This window comes from Microbacterium sp. Leaf203, assembly GCF_001421275.1.
Lineage (GTDB): Bacteria > Actinomycetota > Actinomycetes > Actinomycetales > Microbacteriaceae > Microbacterium > Microbacterium testaceum_A.
Genome location: NZ_LMKF01000022.1, coordinates 1692871 through 1709003 on the forward strand (window position 1 = coordinate 1692871; position 16133 = coordinate 1709003).

Sequence of the window (16133 nt, forward strand, 5' to 3'; positions counted from 1 at the left end):
AATGGGGGCGTTCGGATGGTTCAGTTCGAAGATGGCGTGAAGCGGATCGGGCGGCGCGGCCGGCTGGCGTACACGGCGTAGGGGGAACCCAGAATGGGCCTCGTCACAACGCACCCACGTCTTGAAGATCCGGGGGTTGAGCCCGATTCGCTCTTGCGAGACGGTCGTCCTCCTGGGCGGTTCACCTCGAGCATGGGGCCGAGCTCGGGGTCGAAGGGTGGGCGGGGCAGGGTGCCGGAAACGGTCACGGTGACTCCTCGTCGGGGACGCCGCGTCGCGTCCGCTTCGATCGTGCGGCGCGGCTCCCGGTGCGCGTCCCCGCCGGGCGGCGGGAGAAAGCCGGGAGGAGGCCGCCGGGTGGCGGGAGTGGGGCTCGGACCGCCCCGCCGCGGCTAGTCGCTCGCCTTCTCGATACCGCGCGCGCGGATTTCTTCGAGGTCGAGGCCCGCGAGGATCTTCCGCGCGATGAGGTCGTCGATCGTGCCCTCGCGGCGCAGGCGGAGCAAGACCTCGCGTTTGCGTTCGAGGACGGCGAGACGCAGTCGCTGCGCCTCTTTGTGTCGCAGCAGCGGAGAACGCTGCGTGACGTCGATGTCGTCACTGACCGCGATCATCTGGAGGGGGCCGGTGAGGGCGGTGCCGTCGTCGTCCGTGCCCTGTGGCGCGCGTTCGGTGCGGCGCTGATCGAGGTCGGGTCCGTCCGGAGGGACGGGACCGGTCGACGAGGCGTCGTCGAACGAGGCGTCGAGCTCGGCGAGGTCGCGCTCCTCGATCGCGCGCTGCCGTGCCACCGCCCGGGCGTTGGCGAGTTCGAGCCGTTCGTAGCCCTCGCGGCGCGCGCGGTCGCGCACCCGGTCGCTGATGCCGTGCTCGGCCGCGAGATCGTCGAGGGCCGCCAGGGCGGCGCCCGAGATCGCGCGCTCCGCCAACTCGTACTCTTCGATCGCGGCGTCGTCGGTGGGGAGTCTCGCCCACTTGATGACCGCCGGCAGCAGCGGCCCCTGCACGAGCAGGGTGAGCACGATGACACCCGCCGTGACGAAGACGATGGCGTCGCGTCCGGCCACCGGGTCGCCCGCAGCCGTGGTGACCGGCACCGACAGGGCGATGGCGAGCGACACGGCTCCGCGGAAACCGGCGACGGTGCTGACGATGCGCGATCGATGCCGCAGCGACCGCGACGATCCCGCGGCGGGCCGCGAGAACGGCGAGAACATCCACTGGAACAGGTACCGCACGATGAATAGGGCGATCCACGCGGCCACGGTGACGAGCAGCAGGATGCCGATCTCCGACCCCGAGATCTCGTGCAGCACGAGCTGCACCTCGAGCCCGATCAGGACGAAAAGGGCGCCGTTGAGGAGGTAGACGCCGAAGGGCCACGTGGCATCCGCCGCCCTTCTCGACATCGCCGTCGTGATGCGCGGCGACACCCACGCCATGATGAGGCCCGCGAACACGACGGCGAGCACGCCCGAGGCGTCGATGAGCTCGGCGATCAGGAACGACACGAACGGCACCAGAACCATCGTGAGGTTGATCGTCAGGGTCGACTGCATGCGCCGCAGGGCGAAGAACGCGGCGGCCGCCACGGCGATGCCCGCGGCGGCTCCACCGAGGTACGACAGCAGCACCATGCCGGTGATCTGCAGCGGGGTGATCTGATCGCCGAGCAGCAGAGCGACGGCGATCGCGTAGAGCACGAGGGCGGTGCCGTCGTTCGTCAGGCTCTCGGCCTTGAGCTTCATGAAGGTCTTGGCGGGCAGCAGGCGGCCGAGGGCGGCGACGGCCGTGGCGTCGGGCGGGGCGACCGCGGCGCCCAGCACGAGAGCGGCCTCCCACGGCACGCCCATCAGCGTCGCGACTCCGGCGACGGCGAAGGCGGATGCCACGACGAGCAGCGTGCTCATCGGGATGATGTAGCGCAGCGAGCGGCGCACCGACCGCAGCGACGTCGTCCACGCCTCGCGGAACAGCATGACGGGGAGGAACAGCAGCAGCACCGTCTCGGGCGGCAGTTCGATCTGGCGCAGCTCGGGGATGAAGCCGAGAGCGAGGCCGATGACGAGCAGCACCAGCGGTGTCGCGACGCGCAGCCGGGGAGCCAGGACGGTGCCCACGAGCATCGCCACTCCCAGCAGAACCGTGATCTCGAGTCCTTGCATGCCTGCCGCCTTCCGCCGTGCCCCTGAGCACAGCGTAGAGAGGGTCGCGGACATTCCCGATCTCTTGCCCGCACTAAACTGTCCGGACGGTTCGGAGATGGGGGATCTTTGATGTCGCTCGGCGGAAACAGGGGAGACACGATGCGGCGGGAGGTCATCGTGCCGCCCGCCCTTTACCTGCCCCTGGTGAGTGATCCCGAGGGGCGCGGCCAACTGGCTGTCGTTCAGAAGCTCGTCGACGGTCGGCGCGGGTTGCTCGCGTACACGGCGCTGGACAGGCTCGCAGACGCATGCGGGCGCGAACAACCGTGGATGCTGCTGATGACCTCGGAGCTCGATCGCATTCGGCAGATGCAGCCCTTCGACGTCGTCGCATTCGACCTCGACATACCCCCTCAGTCACGTCGGGGAGGGCGACTCGGATGAGTGACGCGATCTACGTCGACCGCGACAACATGGTGCGGCGGATGGGTCTCGTCGTCGACGAAGTCGACCGTCTCGACGCGGCGCTGGCCTCCCTTCCGCCCGCGGCCGACGGCGGGGCCGCTTCCGCGCTCATCGGCTTTATCGCCGGCGCTGCGGCGGAGGCGGCAAATGAGTACGCCGGGGCGGTGCGCCTCGTCGGTGCGGTGACGGAGAGCGTGCTCGACGACGTGCAGGCGACGGAGGATCAAATGCAGAGCGAGATCTCTCGACTCGAAGAGGGGCTCGCGGACTGATGCCGATCGACGCGAGGATTCCCGGCGACCCGGCGAGCGTGCGCGCCGTCGCGGAGTGGCTCGAGCGCGTGAAAGAGGCGTACACGGGCGCCGACCTCGAGCTGACCTACCTCTGGGGTGACTCGAACAACTACTGGACGGGCGAAGCGGGAACCGCGTGGAGGTCGGTGGTCGGCGACATCCGCAACCGAGCGGATGGGGTGTCAAGCTACCTCAGCGATGCGGCAGAGGTGTTCCGCGCATACTCCGCTCGACTAGAGCGCGCGCAAGAAGACGTCGCCACGCTCCGCATTCAAGCGGATGCCGTCGGCCTCGCCGTCGTTGGAACGACCGTGCTGCCGCCGACGACGTCCCTGTCGTACTGCCCGGGTCCCGGCGCGCCGGACGCCGACCTCGAGGCGTATGACCAGTACGTCTCGCTGATCGCGAGCTACAACGACCTCGGCGCGCAGATCGGCACGATGACCGGCGAACTCGACGCGTGGGTCGGGGAGCACATGGCTCCGCTCATCGCTCGTGTCGAGGGCTTGCAGAAGCTCGCCGGCACGGTGTCGGCCATCGCGGCCAAGGGCAACGAATCCCTCGCGACATCCGTGCTCGACGGGTACGAGAGCTTCTACGATCAGACGCTGAGCACCTGGCGCAAAGACCACGATTCTCTCCAGTCCGCGGCGGAAACCTTCCGCGACCAGCTCCGTTCCGGTAACCCGGCACTGCGGGCGGCGGCCGAGGCGGCGGACCCTCACGGAATGCGAGCGGGGGTGGAGGAGCTGGCGGAGCAGATCGGCCGTGTGTCGCGCGTGACCCGCGTGCTCCCCATCGCCGGCAACGTGATCGACGTAGTCTCCCTCGCCGCGGATGTCGCAGAGGGCGGTTCGCTCAGCTCCGGCGTCGCGGAGATCGCGGGAGGCATGGCCGGCGGTGCGGGAGGTGCGGCGGCCGGTGGGGCTGCGGCAGCCGCCCTCGGAAGTAATCCGGTCGGGTGGGTCATCGGCGGGACGGTCGTCGGCGGCCTAGCCATCGGAGCCGGAGCAAGGTGGCTGTGGGAGGCCGCGGTCCCCCTCGACTCACGCGAAACCGTCGACGACTTCTTCACCGGGCGTCAGCCGCGGTTGGAAGGATATGTTCCTCCGTCCCCCCGATCGCAGCCGAATCAGGAGTGAACTGACTGTGGCCATCAGCACGATGTCTCCCCGACTTCCGTCCCCCGACCCGCGGATTCCCGTCTTCCCGAACGGCCGGCGCCCCACCTGGCTCGTCGCCGTCATAGTTCTGTTCGCCGTGCTGCCCGTGCTCATGGCCGTGGCCGATGACCGACTCGGGCTGCGCTTGGTGATGGGAGCGCTGACCCTCACCATCCTCGGGGCCGCGGCCTGCCTGCACGTGCTTTTCGGCACGATCCAGGAACGCCTCCTACGCATCGACCAGTCGGCATCCGGGATCTGGTTCCATCCGGCGCCGGCCGCGACCGCGGTGCCGTTCGTGCTCGGCGGCCTGCTGCTGCTACCCGCGGTCGCGCAGATCGTGGTCGACATCGCGGACCTGCCGACGATGCAGTCGTTCCTGCTCACGCGCGCGCCGTATGCCCTCGGACTGCTCGGCGTCGGCGTGATCGTGATGAATGCGGTGCGTCTGCGTGAGCCGGCGGGCTTGCACGTGACGGCCGAGGGGCTCAGGGGTATCCGCGGTCGTGGTCGGGTCGACTGGGCATGGCACGAACTCGCCGAGGTGGGGGTCGGGGCCGGCCCTGTCGCGAAACTGCATCTCATCGCCGACGGTTCCGGTCCGCGAGTCGAGGCGCCTATGCTCGCGCTCGGATCCGATCCGAATCAGGTCGCCACCGTGGTGCGATATTTCCGCGAGGTGCCCTCAGCTCGCGCGACCCTCCAGGGTCCCGGAACCGTCGCTTTGCGCGGCGTCGACGACGCGCTCCGCGCTCGTGAGGGCTGAGCACGCCTCATAACCGCCGTGATCCGCACATCCTCAGCCGGGGACACCCCCGTGACGACGGAGGTTGCGTAACCCGTTGAGGGTGCTCGACGGGTCAGCCCGGAACGCCCACCTTCGCCTTCGCCCACGAGCGCCCGCGGGTGTCCTTGAGGATGTCGTACTCGACGTCGACGTGCGGCTCGATCGCGCTGTACTTGTCGTTCGGTGCACCGATGACGAGCTGGAAGCCGAGGCCGCGCCAGGCGCCGATCGCGCGCTTGGTGAAGTGCGCGTCGGCCTTGATGAGCGCCTCGTCGAGGAAGACGGGGGCGTAGCGCGGGCGCTCCGATCCGGCGTCCCCGAGCTGGTAGCGCAGGGCCGCACCCACGATGAAGGCGATGAGCTCCTGCGATTCGCCGCCCGACTTCTCGCCGATGTGGTCGTAGAGCGCCACGTGCTCGCCCGTGTCGGCGCGGAAGCGCTCGGCGCTGACCCGCACGTGGTTGCGCACGTCGACGAGGTCGGCGAAGTCGGGGGCGGTGGGGCGGATGCGGTTGATCAACCGCGCCATGCGCCCGTACACGCCCTCGCGCTCCTCGTCTGTTGAGGCCGCGTCGATCGCCGCGCGAACGTCGCGCAGCTCGCGGCGGAAGCGCTTGCGCACCTCCGACTGGCTCTCGCGCGGAACGATCTGGAGGCGGTGGTCGTCGTCGTAGAACGGCAGGTCCTGCATGATGTCGTTGATCGGGGCGATGCGCTCGCGGATCTCGCGCAGGGCGCGCGTGAGCGCCGAGTCGAGGCTCGTGAGGTCGTTGCCCGACAGGCGCAGCAGCGAGTCGCGCCATTCCGCTTCGAGTTCGTGCAGGCCGCTGGCCTCGAGCTCGCTGAGGATCCGCTCGAAGTCGCCGAGCGCCTCATCGGGGTCGGCGAGCAGGTTGGGGCTCGGCCACCGGTCGGTGAACGCGGTCATCGTGCGGCGGAGGCTCTCGCGCTGGTCGCTCCACGTCTCCTGGGTCGCACGCTGTTCCTCGAGCAGACGCTTCGACGCCGACTCGAGGGCGGCGTCGAACCGCGCGAGCCGCTGCGAGGGCGAGACGTCATCGCCGGAGGGCGCCACGAACAGCCCGTCGAGGTACGCGACCTCGTCGGGGGTGAGCGTCATCTCACGGTCCTCGGCCCGTTCGAGCAGGATCTGCGCGGCATCCACGTCGTCGGTGATCTCGGCCCAGCGGGCGGCGAGGGTCTGCTGCTCGGTCTTGGCTCCGCCGATCTCCTCGCGCAGGCGCGCGACGCGGGCCTTCGCGCCCGAGATCTGCTCCTGCAGCTCGGCGATGCGGGGGTTTCCCGCGGTGACCTCGACGACGGTTTCGTTCCAGCGGTCGAGATCGCGTTCGACGGATGCCACGTCGACCTGGTCCCACGACAGGTCCGCGATCTTCTCAAGGGCGCCGCGCCGGTCGTCGAAGGCGTCGAGGGCGGCGGCGGCCTCGTCGACCGCGGCCTTGGCGGCGGTGAGGTCGCGCCGGACGGTGACGATCTGCTCGCCGAGCTCGGTGAGGCGCACGCGGGACGAGAAACCGAGGATGCTCTGCCGCGCCGAGCCGCCGTGGGCGCCGCGGGCGCCCTGACTCGTCTGGCCCGAGATCGTGAGCGCCATGCGGTGCTGTGAGAGCTCCGACGCGGCATCCACGCAGACGAACGCGAACTGCTGCTCGAGGCGGTCCTGCAGCCAGCCGGTGAAGTGCGAGGAACGGAACTCCAGGCGCCCGGGCAGGGTCGCCGGGTCCAGCGCCCCGCGCTCGGGGAGGTCGGTAGGAACACCCTCGAATCGGAGGCGCTCCGAGAGTCGCACGCTGTCGATCGCGGCGCGGAACGCAGAGAGGTGCGCGGCATCGACGAGCAGCGTCGTCGCGAATCCGCCCAGCGCGAGGGTGAACGCCCCGCGCCACGGTTCGAATTCGGTGCGCACGTCGACGAGCTCGGCGACGAAGGGCAGCTCGGCGGCGGTGAGCCCCGCGGCCTCGGCCAGCGCCTCGCGCGCCTCGTGCAGGCGCGGGGGGATGTTGTCGTCGCGGGTCTGCGTGCGTCGGTGCTCCACCTCGAGGGCGGCGAGCTGCTGGCGCAGGTCGGTGTGCCGGCTGCTGGCAGCGACGAAGGCGTCGCGCACCGCGCTCTTGGCACCCGTGTCGGCGAGGGTGCGCCGCGCTTCGGCGACGAGCGCGGTGAACTGCTTCTCGGTGGCGACCTCGACCGAGAGCACGGCGAGGGCCGCCTCGAACCGTTCGCGGTCGCGCTGCATGCCCGCGAGGCGCCGCTCGAGGGTCCGCAGTTCGCGCTGCGCCGCGTCGAGCCGGTCGCCGCCCGCCGCGCGCAGCACGTCGCCCAGTGCCTCGCGTTCGGCCTCTGCCGCGTCGGCGAGGGCCTGGCGTTCGCGCACGAGCGCGTCGGTGGCGTGCGTGCGGTCGCGCAGCTCGGCCTCGACCGCTTCGAGCAGGTCGACCCGTCGCTGCGCGCGCCAGAGCGAGGCGCGCGACTCGGGGTCGCCGAAGCGCCCGAGCGCGTCGATCAGGCGCAGGCGCTCGGCGGCGTCGTCGATGCGCGTCTTCATGCCGCGGATCGGTTGCAGGGCCCGCACCTGCTGGCGGGCCTCGAGCATGCGCGTGCGCGTCGACTCGAGCCCGTCGAAGTGCGTGACGACCGCGTCGGCCACGGCGAGCGTCTCGGGCTCTTCGAGCACCATGCGCTTGTAGAGGTCGTCGACGGTGGTGATCTGCTGACCGGCCTGGATGCGCGCGAGCAGGCTCATCGCCTTCGAGCCCGCTCCCGCCGCGCCGATGCCGAGCACGGCGTGCAGCCGCGCCGAGAACTCGCGGTCGGTCGCGAGGGTGTCGAGGCCCGCCGCCCGCACGGCCGAGTCGGAGAGGTGGCTCTGCGCCGCGCGCTCGAGCTGGCGCAGGTCGAACGCCCCGTGCACGGTCGCGCGCACCTTGACGGCGTCGTCGAGCGTGCGGGCGGCGGCGGGGAAGTACCAGGCCCGCACCGCCGTGAAGCGCGCGCCGTCGTGGTCGGCCCAGGTCATGCCGATCGCGGTCCACGTGTCGACCCCGTCGCCGCGCAGCACCCGCACTTTGGTGCCCTCGTCGGTGCGCGACTCGTCGAGCTTGCCGCGGCCGTAGGAGAGGATGTTGCGCTGCTCCTGGCCGCGCGGGCGACCCACGACCGCGCCGTTCGAGGCGCCGTTGAAGGGGGTCGTGTGCGGCATCATCAGTGCGACGTACGCGTCCATGAGCGTGGACTTGCCCGAGCCCGATCCGCCGCACAGCAGCGTCGCGGTCGGCGCGAAGCGCACGCGGTGCGTGCCGTCGTATCCGCCCCAGTTGATCAGCTGCAGGTCTTCGGCGACCCACTGCTGCCCGCGGGAGGCCGCGGGGATCAGCCCGAACAGCGTCTCGAGCATGGTCATGCGCGCTCCTCCTCGAGGATTCCGGATGCCACGGTCTCGGCGTCATCGATCAGGGGCGCCGGGGTGTCGGCATCCCGTGTCTGCTCCTCCAACCACCGCTGCAGATCGCGCAGCACCTCGGCGCTGAGCACGATCTCGATGAGCGGCCCGATGCGGTAGCGCCCCTCGGACTCCTCTTCGATGATGCCCTCGCGGTCGAGGCGCGCGATCGCGGTGCGGACGGCCCGCTGCTGGCTCGCGCGGGTGCCGTCGGTCTCGCTGAAGTAAGTGAGCACGGTCTGCTCGACCTCTTCGACGTCGACGCGGGCGGATGCCGTGCCGGCGGTCGTCTCGCGCTGGAACACCGTGCGCAGGTAGACGAGCACGAGCGTCTCGGCGCGCGAGTACGCCTCGTCCTTCAACAGGATCGGCACGTCGACGTCGTCGCTGCGCACCTGCTCCTTGTAGGCGACGCCGCGGGCGTGGTCGACGACGAGGCGCACGAACAGGTCGTTCAGGCGCGACTCGATCATCTGCTGGTGCTCGAGCAGCAGCTTCCACTCGGCGGGCGAGTTGTCGGCCACGAGGAAGCGCCGCTGAAGGATCCGCACCAGCACGCGCCGCACGTCGGCGTCGAGCGTGCCGCGGTCGCCCGCGAACAGCGCGTCGGGGTCGTTCTCCATGGCCACCGGGGCGATGAAGGCGGGGGTGTCCGTGTCAGGGGCGGACGGGTCGATGTCAGTCATCGGCATCCGTTTCTGTGGCAGTCGGGGGTTCCGCGTCCGAGACGCGAGAGGGCGCGGCGATGACCGCGCCGAAGGCGAAGCGCCGGGTGGTGCCGTCGGGACGGACGGCCTCGACGATCGAGACGTCGTCGGTCTCGACCAGGCCCTCGCGGTGGACGATCTCGAGCAGGCCGACGAGGTCGACCGGGCGCCGGGTCTCGGCATCCGCTCCGGCGAAGGCCGTCGCGAGGTCGAAGCCACCGGGAAGCGTGGCCACGTACGCCTCGAGTTCGGCGTAGTGCGGGCCGCCCCACGCGCGCGTGTCGGCGTCGACGAACTCGACGTCGGAGTCTCCGGATGCCAACGGCGCCGGCGCCCCGGGAGGACGCACGTCGCCGAGCGAGCGGCGCAGGTGCCCGATGTCGGCGAGGGGCAGGGTGCGCACCGGTTCGACGCGACCGGGGGAGCGGGTCTGGCTCCAGCGGTGCAGACCCGCCATGACCGAGCGCAGCAGATCGTCGACCTGCCGGTCGCGGATCGGGTCGTGCGTGCGCACCTGCGCGGTGATGACGTGCGAGGCGCGTCGCTGGGCGGTGAGCACCTCCTGCACGCCGGCCTCGACGCGCCTGGCGATCGCGTCGAGCTCTCCGCGCTGCTCGGGGGTCATCAGGCGCGAGAACGGCTGGGTGAGCACGGCGTGCAGCTGGTCGGTGAGGTCGTCGATGTTCTCGGGGTCGCCGATCAGGCGCAGCGCTCCCTGGAACGCCCGGCCCTCGGGGGTCGCCTGCATCACCTGGCGACCGCGCTCGAGGTACTCGCGCAGCACATCGCCGGTGGGGCGCACATCACGACGGAGTTCGGCCACGACGTCGCGCTGCATCGCGGCGATGGATTCGGCCACGCGCGAGAAATCGGCAGGCAGTTCGCGCGCGAGGTGGATGACGTTCTCGGCCTCTTCGAGCAGGTGGTCGTCGTCGAGCGGTTCGACGACGCCCCCGTCGAGCGCCGCGATCTCGGCATCCAGAGCCGCCCGTTCCTCGAGCAGGGCCTCTCGGCGCCGCGCGGGATCGCTCTCGGCGTCGCGCGCGAGGCGGTCGACGGCGTCGAGCAGCGTCCGCACGCGCGAGCGCGAGACCCGCGCCCGGCCGCCGCCCGCACGACCGGCGATCTCGAGGGCGCCGACGGCGTGCGCCGACAGGCGGTAGACCTCGACGTCGTCTTCGATCTGCAGGCCGAGCCAGCCCACGCGCACCCACCCGCGGCAGATCTCGCGCGCGGTACCGGCGGGGATGCGGCGGTCGTCGTCGGTGTCGATGCCGGCGGCGCGCAATTCGTCGATCGCCTCGGCGACTTCGACGTGGGCGTCGGCGACCGCGACGGCGGGGCGATCGGGGGTGAACACGATCGACAGCACCGCGACGACGAACGGGGCGAATCGCCCGTGCAGCAGATCGAGCGTCGGGTTCTTGAACGCCGTCACCGAGCGCAGGTACGCGGCTTCGGTTCGGGTGCTGCTCACTGGCTGAAGTCTACCGGCGGCGCGGCGCGCGCCGTGGCGGCCGTCACCCCGATGTGCACGCGTAAAGGGTCGCACCGGTCACCTTGTCGGCCTCGCCGCCCTCCTTCGCCTGGCTGAAGTTCCAGTCATCGACCTCGTGGCATCCGGGCCCCGTCGCCACCCGTCGCACCGGATCGCCCTCGGGAGCCCCGGATGCCACGACGAAGAGCCGCGCGCGGCCGCTGCGGACCATCTGGTCGAGCTCCTCGGTGGTGAAGACCGGGACGTGCCCGCTGTAGCCGCCGTCGGTGAGGACGCTCGCCCCGGTGGCGTCGATCACCTGGGACGACAGCGCCCAGGAGTCGGTCACGAAGAGGGGCAGGCCGTTCGCGCCGCCGCCGTGCTCGCGGGCCGCCTGCACGATCTGCGTGACGGCGGGACTCATCTGCGGACTACCGCCCCAGGGCGCCGGCGCCGACACCGTGAAGGTCTCGTCGGGGTGGCCGCCGCGGGCGGTGACGCCGACGTAGGCATCGCCCCCGCTGCCGTCACGGGCGTCGTCGATGACCTGCAGACTCGTCGCGATGGGCAGGGAGAGCAGAGCGACGGCGAGAGCGGCGGGGGCGACGCAGCGGACGCGGGGGAGTGCGGCCGGCGGCGACAGGGCGGCGACGGCGCCGATCGCGAGTCCCACCGCGCCCACCGCCACCGCGGGGATGAGCAACACCTCGGGGAGGCGGGCTTCGGCGATGAGGACGGCCCACCAGATCGACTGGACGACGACGACCGCCGGAAGCACGAGCCGCACGCTCGTTCGCGCGGAACGGAGCAGCCGCACCCCCTCGACCCACGCGACGACGACGAGCAGCACCATCGGAACGCCGAGAGCCGCCACGTAGGCGGTGTGCGGAACGTGGGCGAGGGTGAGCACGGCCGCGGCCGTCGCGAACCACACGGCGGCGACCACCACGAGGGGGGAGCGCGTCGCGGAGGCCCGCGCGAGAGGACGCCCCCGCCGGGGCCGGTGACGCCAGATGCCGAGGGCGATCCCCGCGAGCGCCGCCGGGTACAGCCACCCGATCTGGGTGACCAGGGGCAACTCGAGCAGCTTCGTGAGCGTCGGCGAACCCCCCGAGCTCGCGGGGGCGTGCGTGGTCAGGGCGTGTCCGATCGCGGCGAGGGTCGCGCCGAGCCCGCCTACCGACGTCGGGGCGCCGACCGAGCCGGGAACGGCCCCCGGCACGAAGCGATCCAGGCCGTTGTACCCGAACACCATCGCGAAGACGTCGTCGTTCGTCGAACCGTCCACGTAAGGACGGGAGCCCGCGGGAACCAGCGCGACGATCGTGATCCACGCGACGGATGCCACGACGGCGGCGCACGTGAGCGCCCCGGCGCGCACCAGGCCGCGACGCCATCCCTCGGTCGCCGCCAGCGTGCCGGCGATGAGGGCGGGCAGCAGGAACCACGCGGCCATCATCTTGGCCTGGAATCCCACACCGATGAAGAGAGCGCACAGGACGAGCGGCCACCAGGTCGAGGTGAGGATCGCGCGCTGCCACCACACCAGGGCGACCGCGAGGGCCATCGTCAGCAGTCCGTCCTCCATCGGATGGGCGAACATCGATACGAAGATGGGGGTCGATGCGGCGGCGGCCGCCGCGACGAGGCCCGCGCCCCGTCCGCCCCACCGCAGCGCGAGCACAGCGCACGCCACGACGGTCACCGCGCCCTCGACGACCTGCGGCAGGGCGATCGCCGAGATCGACATGCCGAACAGGCGGATGCTCAGCGCCTGGGGCACGGCGAAGCCGCTGAGCTTGTCGAGGGTGACGGTGGCATCCGGATCGAAGGCGCCGAAGAAGAGGGCGTGCCATGACTGCGACATCGACCGCGCGGACGCCTCGTAGAACGAGAAGTCTCCGCCGCGCGCGAGATTCCAGCAGGTGAGCACGACGAATGCCGCGACGATCAGCGTCAGCGAGATCCGGGCCCACCAGGGTTCACGCCACCAGCGCGCGAGAGGGACGGAAGAGGTCACGACGCACAGAATCCCCCGGCGATAACGGGAGCGGGTATCAATTGCCTATGTCGCCGCTGTGGGTGGATGACGCACCCACAGCGGCGACCGGTCAGACCTCGGAGCGCGGCCCGGCGACGGTCTTGGAGACGCCCGTGACCGGCTGGTTCTCGTCGAACGAGGCGATGGGTCGGCGGAACCCGCGCGTCAGGACGACGAGGTACACCACCCCGATGCCCGTCCAGATCAGACCGCCCACGAGGGCGTGCATGTCGAGGTTGACCCACAGCAGACCGGTGAGCAGCATGCCGATCGCGGGCATGACGATGTAACGCGCGATGTCGGCCGGGGTCTTGCGGAGTCCCTTGCGGACGGCGAACCAGGCGATCACCGAGATGTTGACGAAGGTGAACGCCACCAGGGCGCCGTAGTTGATGTACGCCGCGATCTGCTCGAGGGTGAACGAGATCGCGAAGAGACTCACGAGGCCGACGATGACGATCGACAGCGTCGGGGTGTGGGTGCGGGGGTTGATGTAGCCGAAGACCTTGCGCGGGAGCACGTTGTTGCGTCCCATCACCATGAGCATGCGCGACACCGAGGCGTGCGACGCCAACCACGACGCGAGGGTCGCGGCGAACCCGGCGGCGGTCAGCACCGCCTGCAGGACCGGCCCGCCGACCTGCACGCCGATCTCGGGCAGGGTGCTGTCCTCGATCGCCTCCTGCGGGAAGGCCGTCGCGTCGGGGAAGCGCAGCTGGGTCACGTACGAGGCGATCAGGAAGATCAGGCCGCCGACCACCAGGGTGAGGAGGATCGCGCGCGGCATGATCTTGGGCGTCTTCGCCTCTTCGGAGTACATCGACACCGCATCGAACCCGATGAACGAGAAGCACACGACCGTGGCTCCGGCCAGAACCGCGCCGAACTGCACGTCGCTGTGGGCGAAGGGGGCGATCGACACCGGAGTCCCGGCCCCCGCCCCGCCGACCAGCTGCACCACGACCATGACGACGAACACGGTCATCACGAGGATCGAGAACACGAGGAGGATCATGTTCACGTTCGAGGTGCCGCGCATGGTCAGGTAGATGACCCCGGTCACACCCGCGGTGAAGACGACGACCCAGATCCAGCCCGGGACGTCGGGGAACAATGCCTCCATGTAGCTGCGGAGGATGAGGGCGTTCACCATCGGCAGCAGCATGTAGTCGATGAGGGCCGTCCAGCCCACCACGAAGCCGACGCCGGGGTGGATGGACTCGCGCGCGTAGGTGTACGCGGAGCCGGCGCTCGGGATGACGCGGACCATCTTGCCGTAGCTGACGGCGGTGAAGACGAGGACGACGAGGGCCACGGCGTACGCGGCCGGGACGACGTTGTTCGTCTTGTCGGCGACGAGACCGAACGTGTCGAAGACGACGGTCGGGGTCATGTACCCCAGACCCAGACCGACGATCGACCAGAGGCCGAGGGTGCGGGCGAGCGTAGCGCCGGAGTTCGCCGTGGGGGCGGCGGCGCGGGTGTTCTCGTTCGTGGCTCCTCCTGGAGGGTGCGGATTGCGCTCGGGTGCGCGATCGGGATGGTGTCGGGTACAGCATCGTGAGCACCGCTCAGGGGTGGGAGCGGGATGGAGACCGCCCGGCGAGCGCGGCTCGCGGGCGGGGGAGGGATGCCGGCATCGGTCGCGCCGGCATACCGTGAGGTCAGAGTCGGGTCCAAGCCTCCTGCAGCACCGATCGCAGGATCTGCTCGATCTCGTCGAACTCGGTCGGTCCGAGGGTGAGGGGAGGGGCGAGCTGGATGACCGGGTCGCCGCGGTCGTCCGCTCGGCAGTACAGGCCGGCGTCGAAGAGGGCCTTGGACAAGAAGCCCCGCAGCAGCCGCTCGGACTCGTCGTCGTCGAAGGTCTCTTTCGTGGTCTTGTCCTTCACCAGCTCGATGCCGAAGAAGTAGCCGTCGCCGCGGACGTCACCGACGATCGGCAGGTCGAGGAGGCGCTCGAGGGTCGAGCGGAAGACCGGGGAGTTGCGGCGGACGTTCTCGAGCAGGCCCTCTTCTTCGAAGACGTCGAGGTTCTCCAGCGCCACTGCCGCTGACACCGGGTGGCCGCCGAAGGTGTAGCCGTGGGGGAACGACGCGTCGCCGTGGGCGAAGGGTTCGTAGAGGCGGTCGCTCACGATGGTGCCGCCGAGGGGAGAGTATCCGCTCGTCACCGCCTTGGCGAAGGTGATCATGTCGGGCTGGTAGTCGTAGGCCGAGGCGCCGAAGTAGTGACCGAGACGGCCGAAGGCGCAGATGACCTCGTCGGAGACGAGCAGCACGTCGTAGGTGTCGCAGATCTCTCGCACGCGCTGGAAGTAGCCGGCCGGGGCGGGGAAGCACCCACCGGCGTTCTGCACGGGCTCGAGGAAGACCGCGGCGACGGTCTCGGGTCCCTCGAACTGGATCATCTGCTCGATGCGATCCGCGGCCCACAGGCCGAACTCCTCGGGGGTGCCCCCGCCGAAGCCGGACTCGGCGGCCCGGTAGTAGTTGGTGTTGGGCACGCGGAACCCGCCCGGGGTGACCGGCTCGAACATGTGCTTCATGACGGGAAGACCGGTGATCGCCAGGGCCCCCTGCGTGGTGCCGTGGTACGCGATCGCCCGCGAGATGACCTTGTGCTTCGAGGGCTTGCCCTGGATCTTCCAGTACTGCTTCGCGAGCTTGAACGCCGTCTCGACCGCCTCTCCTCCGCCGGTGGAGAAGAAAACGTGGTTCAGGTCGCCCGGGGCGAGGTCGGCCAGTCGCTCGGCCAGTTCGATCGCGGCCGGGTGGGCGTAGGACCACAGCGGGAAGAACGCCAGCTGCTCGGCCTGCTTCGCGGCCGCCTGGGCGATGCGGCGACGCCCGTGACCGGCGTTGACCACGAACAGGCCCGCGAGTCCGTCGATGTACTTCTTGCCCGCGGCATCCCAGATGTGATGGCCCTCGCCCTTGACGATGATCGGGACGCCGGGGCCCTCGGTCATCGTGGACTGGCGCGAGAAGTGCATCCAGAGGTGATCGCGGGCCTTGGCCTGGAGGTCGGTGTTGAGGTCGGTTTCGAAAAGCGTCATCGCGTTCCCCAGTTGTAGAGCTGACGGTGGAGCTTGAGATAGACGAAGGTCTCGGTCGAGACGACGTCGGGGAGCGACCGGATGCGGTCGTTCAGCAGGTCGATCAGGTCGTCGTCGCTCTCGCAGACGACCTCGACGAGCAGATCGAAGGAGCCGGCGGTCGACACCACGTAGGTGACCCCGGGCAGCGCCGTCATCTGCCCCGCCACGACGCGGGTGTCGCCCGAGACCCGCACGCCGATCATGGCCTGTCGGGCGAAGCCGAGCTGGAGGGGATCGGTGACGGCGACGATCTGCAGGATGCCGGCGTCCTGCAGCTTCTGCACCCGCTGGCGCGTGGCGGTCTCGCTCAGGCCGACGGCCTTGCCGATCTCGGCGTAGGAACGGCGCCCGTCTTCCTGCAGCTGCTCGACGATGGCCTTCGAGGCGGCGTCGAGAGCGGGGCTGCGTTCGGTCACGGGAGTCATGATGGGCGACGGTATCAGCGCGATATCGCCAAGATCAATGATGATCTCGACATTAACGACACCGTAA

11 protein-coding genes and 1 pseudogene are annotated in these 16133 nt (G+C 70.3%); 4 read left to right on the forward strand and 8 right to left on the reverse strand.

Going from position 1 to position 16133, the window contains the following annotated elements; genetic code table 11:
• Positions 1–392: 392 nt before the first annotated feature.
• Entirely contained in the window at positions 393–2165 is a 1773-nt protein-coding gene (locus tag ASE56_RS09170; protein WP_056227590.1) for a Na+/H+ antiporter, read from the reverse strand.
• A 111-nt stretch (positions 2166–2276) separates the two neighbouring features.
• On the opposite strand from ASE56_RS09170, the gene ASE56_RS09175 reads away from it, so the two are divergent.
• The 4 genes from ASE56_RS09175 to ASE56_RS09190 are packed head-to-tail and all read left to right on the forward strand — an operon-like array spanning position 2277 to position 4834.
• Positions 2277–2591, forward strand: coding sequence for an SAV_915 family protein (locus ASE56_RS09175; RefSeq protein WP_235556956.1), 315 nt, complete (start codon positions 2277–2279; stop codon positions 2589–2591).
• On the forward strand, positions 2588–2884 hold the full coding sequence (locus tag ASE56_RS09180; RefSeq protein WP_056227596.1) for a hypothetical protein: 297 nt from the start codon (positions 2588–2590) through the stop codon (positions 2882–2884). Before ASE56_RS09175 ends, ASE56_RS09180 begins: the two co-directional genes overlap by 4 nt.
• A complete protein-coding gene (locus ASE56_RS09185; protein WP_056227598.1) occupies positions 2884–4047 on the forward strand; it encodes a hypothetical protein in 1164 nt (387 codons plus the stop codon). The genes ASE56_RS09180 and ASE56_RS09185 overlap by 1 nt, the downstream gene beginning before the upstream one ends.
• A 7-nt stretch (positions 4048–4054) precedes the next feature.
• Positions 4055–4834, forward strand: a complete 780-nt coding sequence (locus ASE56_RS09190; RefSeq protein WP_056227601.1) for a hypothetical protein — start codon at positions 4055–4057, stop codon at positions 4832–4834.
• Between the two features lie 94 nt (positions 4835–4928).
• Here ASE56_RS09190 and ASE56_RS09195 read toward each other — a convergent pair whose 3' ends face one another.
• From ASE56_RS09195 to ASE56_RS09225, 7 genes and pseudogenes are all read right to left on the reverse strand, one after another.
• Complete coding sequence (locus ASE56_RS09195; RefSeq protein WP_056227604.1) at positions 4929–8276, reverse strand: ATP-binding protein; 3348 nt, start codon at positions 8274–8276, stop codon at positions 4929–4931.
• Entirely contained in the window at positions 8273–9001 is a 729-nt protein-coding gene (locus ASE56_RS09200) for a DUF4194 domain-containing protein (RefSeq protein ID WP_056227607.1), read from the reverse strand. The genes ASE56_RS09195 and ASE56_RS09200 overlap by 4 nt, the downstream gene beginning before the upstream one ends.
• Positions 8994–10499, reverse strand: coding sequence for a DUF3375 domain-containing protein (locus tag ASE56_RS09205; RefSeq protein ID WP_056227612.1), 1506 nt, complete (start codon positions 10497–10499; stop codon positions 8994–8996). The genes ASE56_RS09200 and ASE56_RS09205 overlap by 8 nt, the downstream gene beginning before the upstream one ends.
• Positions 10500–10542: 43 nt before the next feature.
• On the reverse strand, positions 10543–12519 hold the full coding sequence (locus ASE56_RS09210) for a glycosyltransferase family 39 protein (RefSeq protein WP_056227615.1): 1977 nt from the start codon (positions 12517–12519) through the stop codon (positions 10543–10545).
• Between the two features lie 91 nt (positions 12520–12610).
• Positions 12611–13966 (reverse strand): annotated as a pseudogene (locus tag ASE56_RS09215) (APC family permease); the annotation flags it as partial.
• Positions 13967–14204: 238 nt separating this feature from the next.
• Positions 14205–15599 carry an aspartate aminotransferase family protein gene (locus ASE56_RS09220; protein ID WP_056227621.1) on the reverse strand — a complete coding sequence of 465 codons (1395 nt, stop codon included), beginning with the start codon at positions 15597–15599 and terminating at the stop codon, positions 14205–14207.
• Entirely contained in the window at positions 15596–16066 is a 471-nt protein-coding gene (locus ASE56_RS09225; RefSeq protein WP_056227624.1) for an Lrp/AsnC family transcriptional regulator, read from the reverse strand. Before ASE56_RS09225 ends, ASE56_RS09220 begins: the two co-directional genes overlap by 4 nt.
• Positions 16067–16133: the final 67 nt, after the last annotated feature.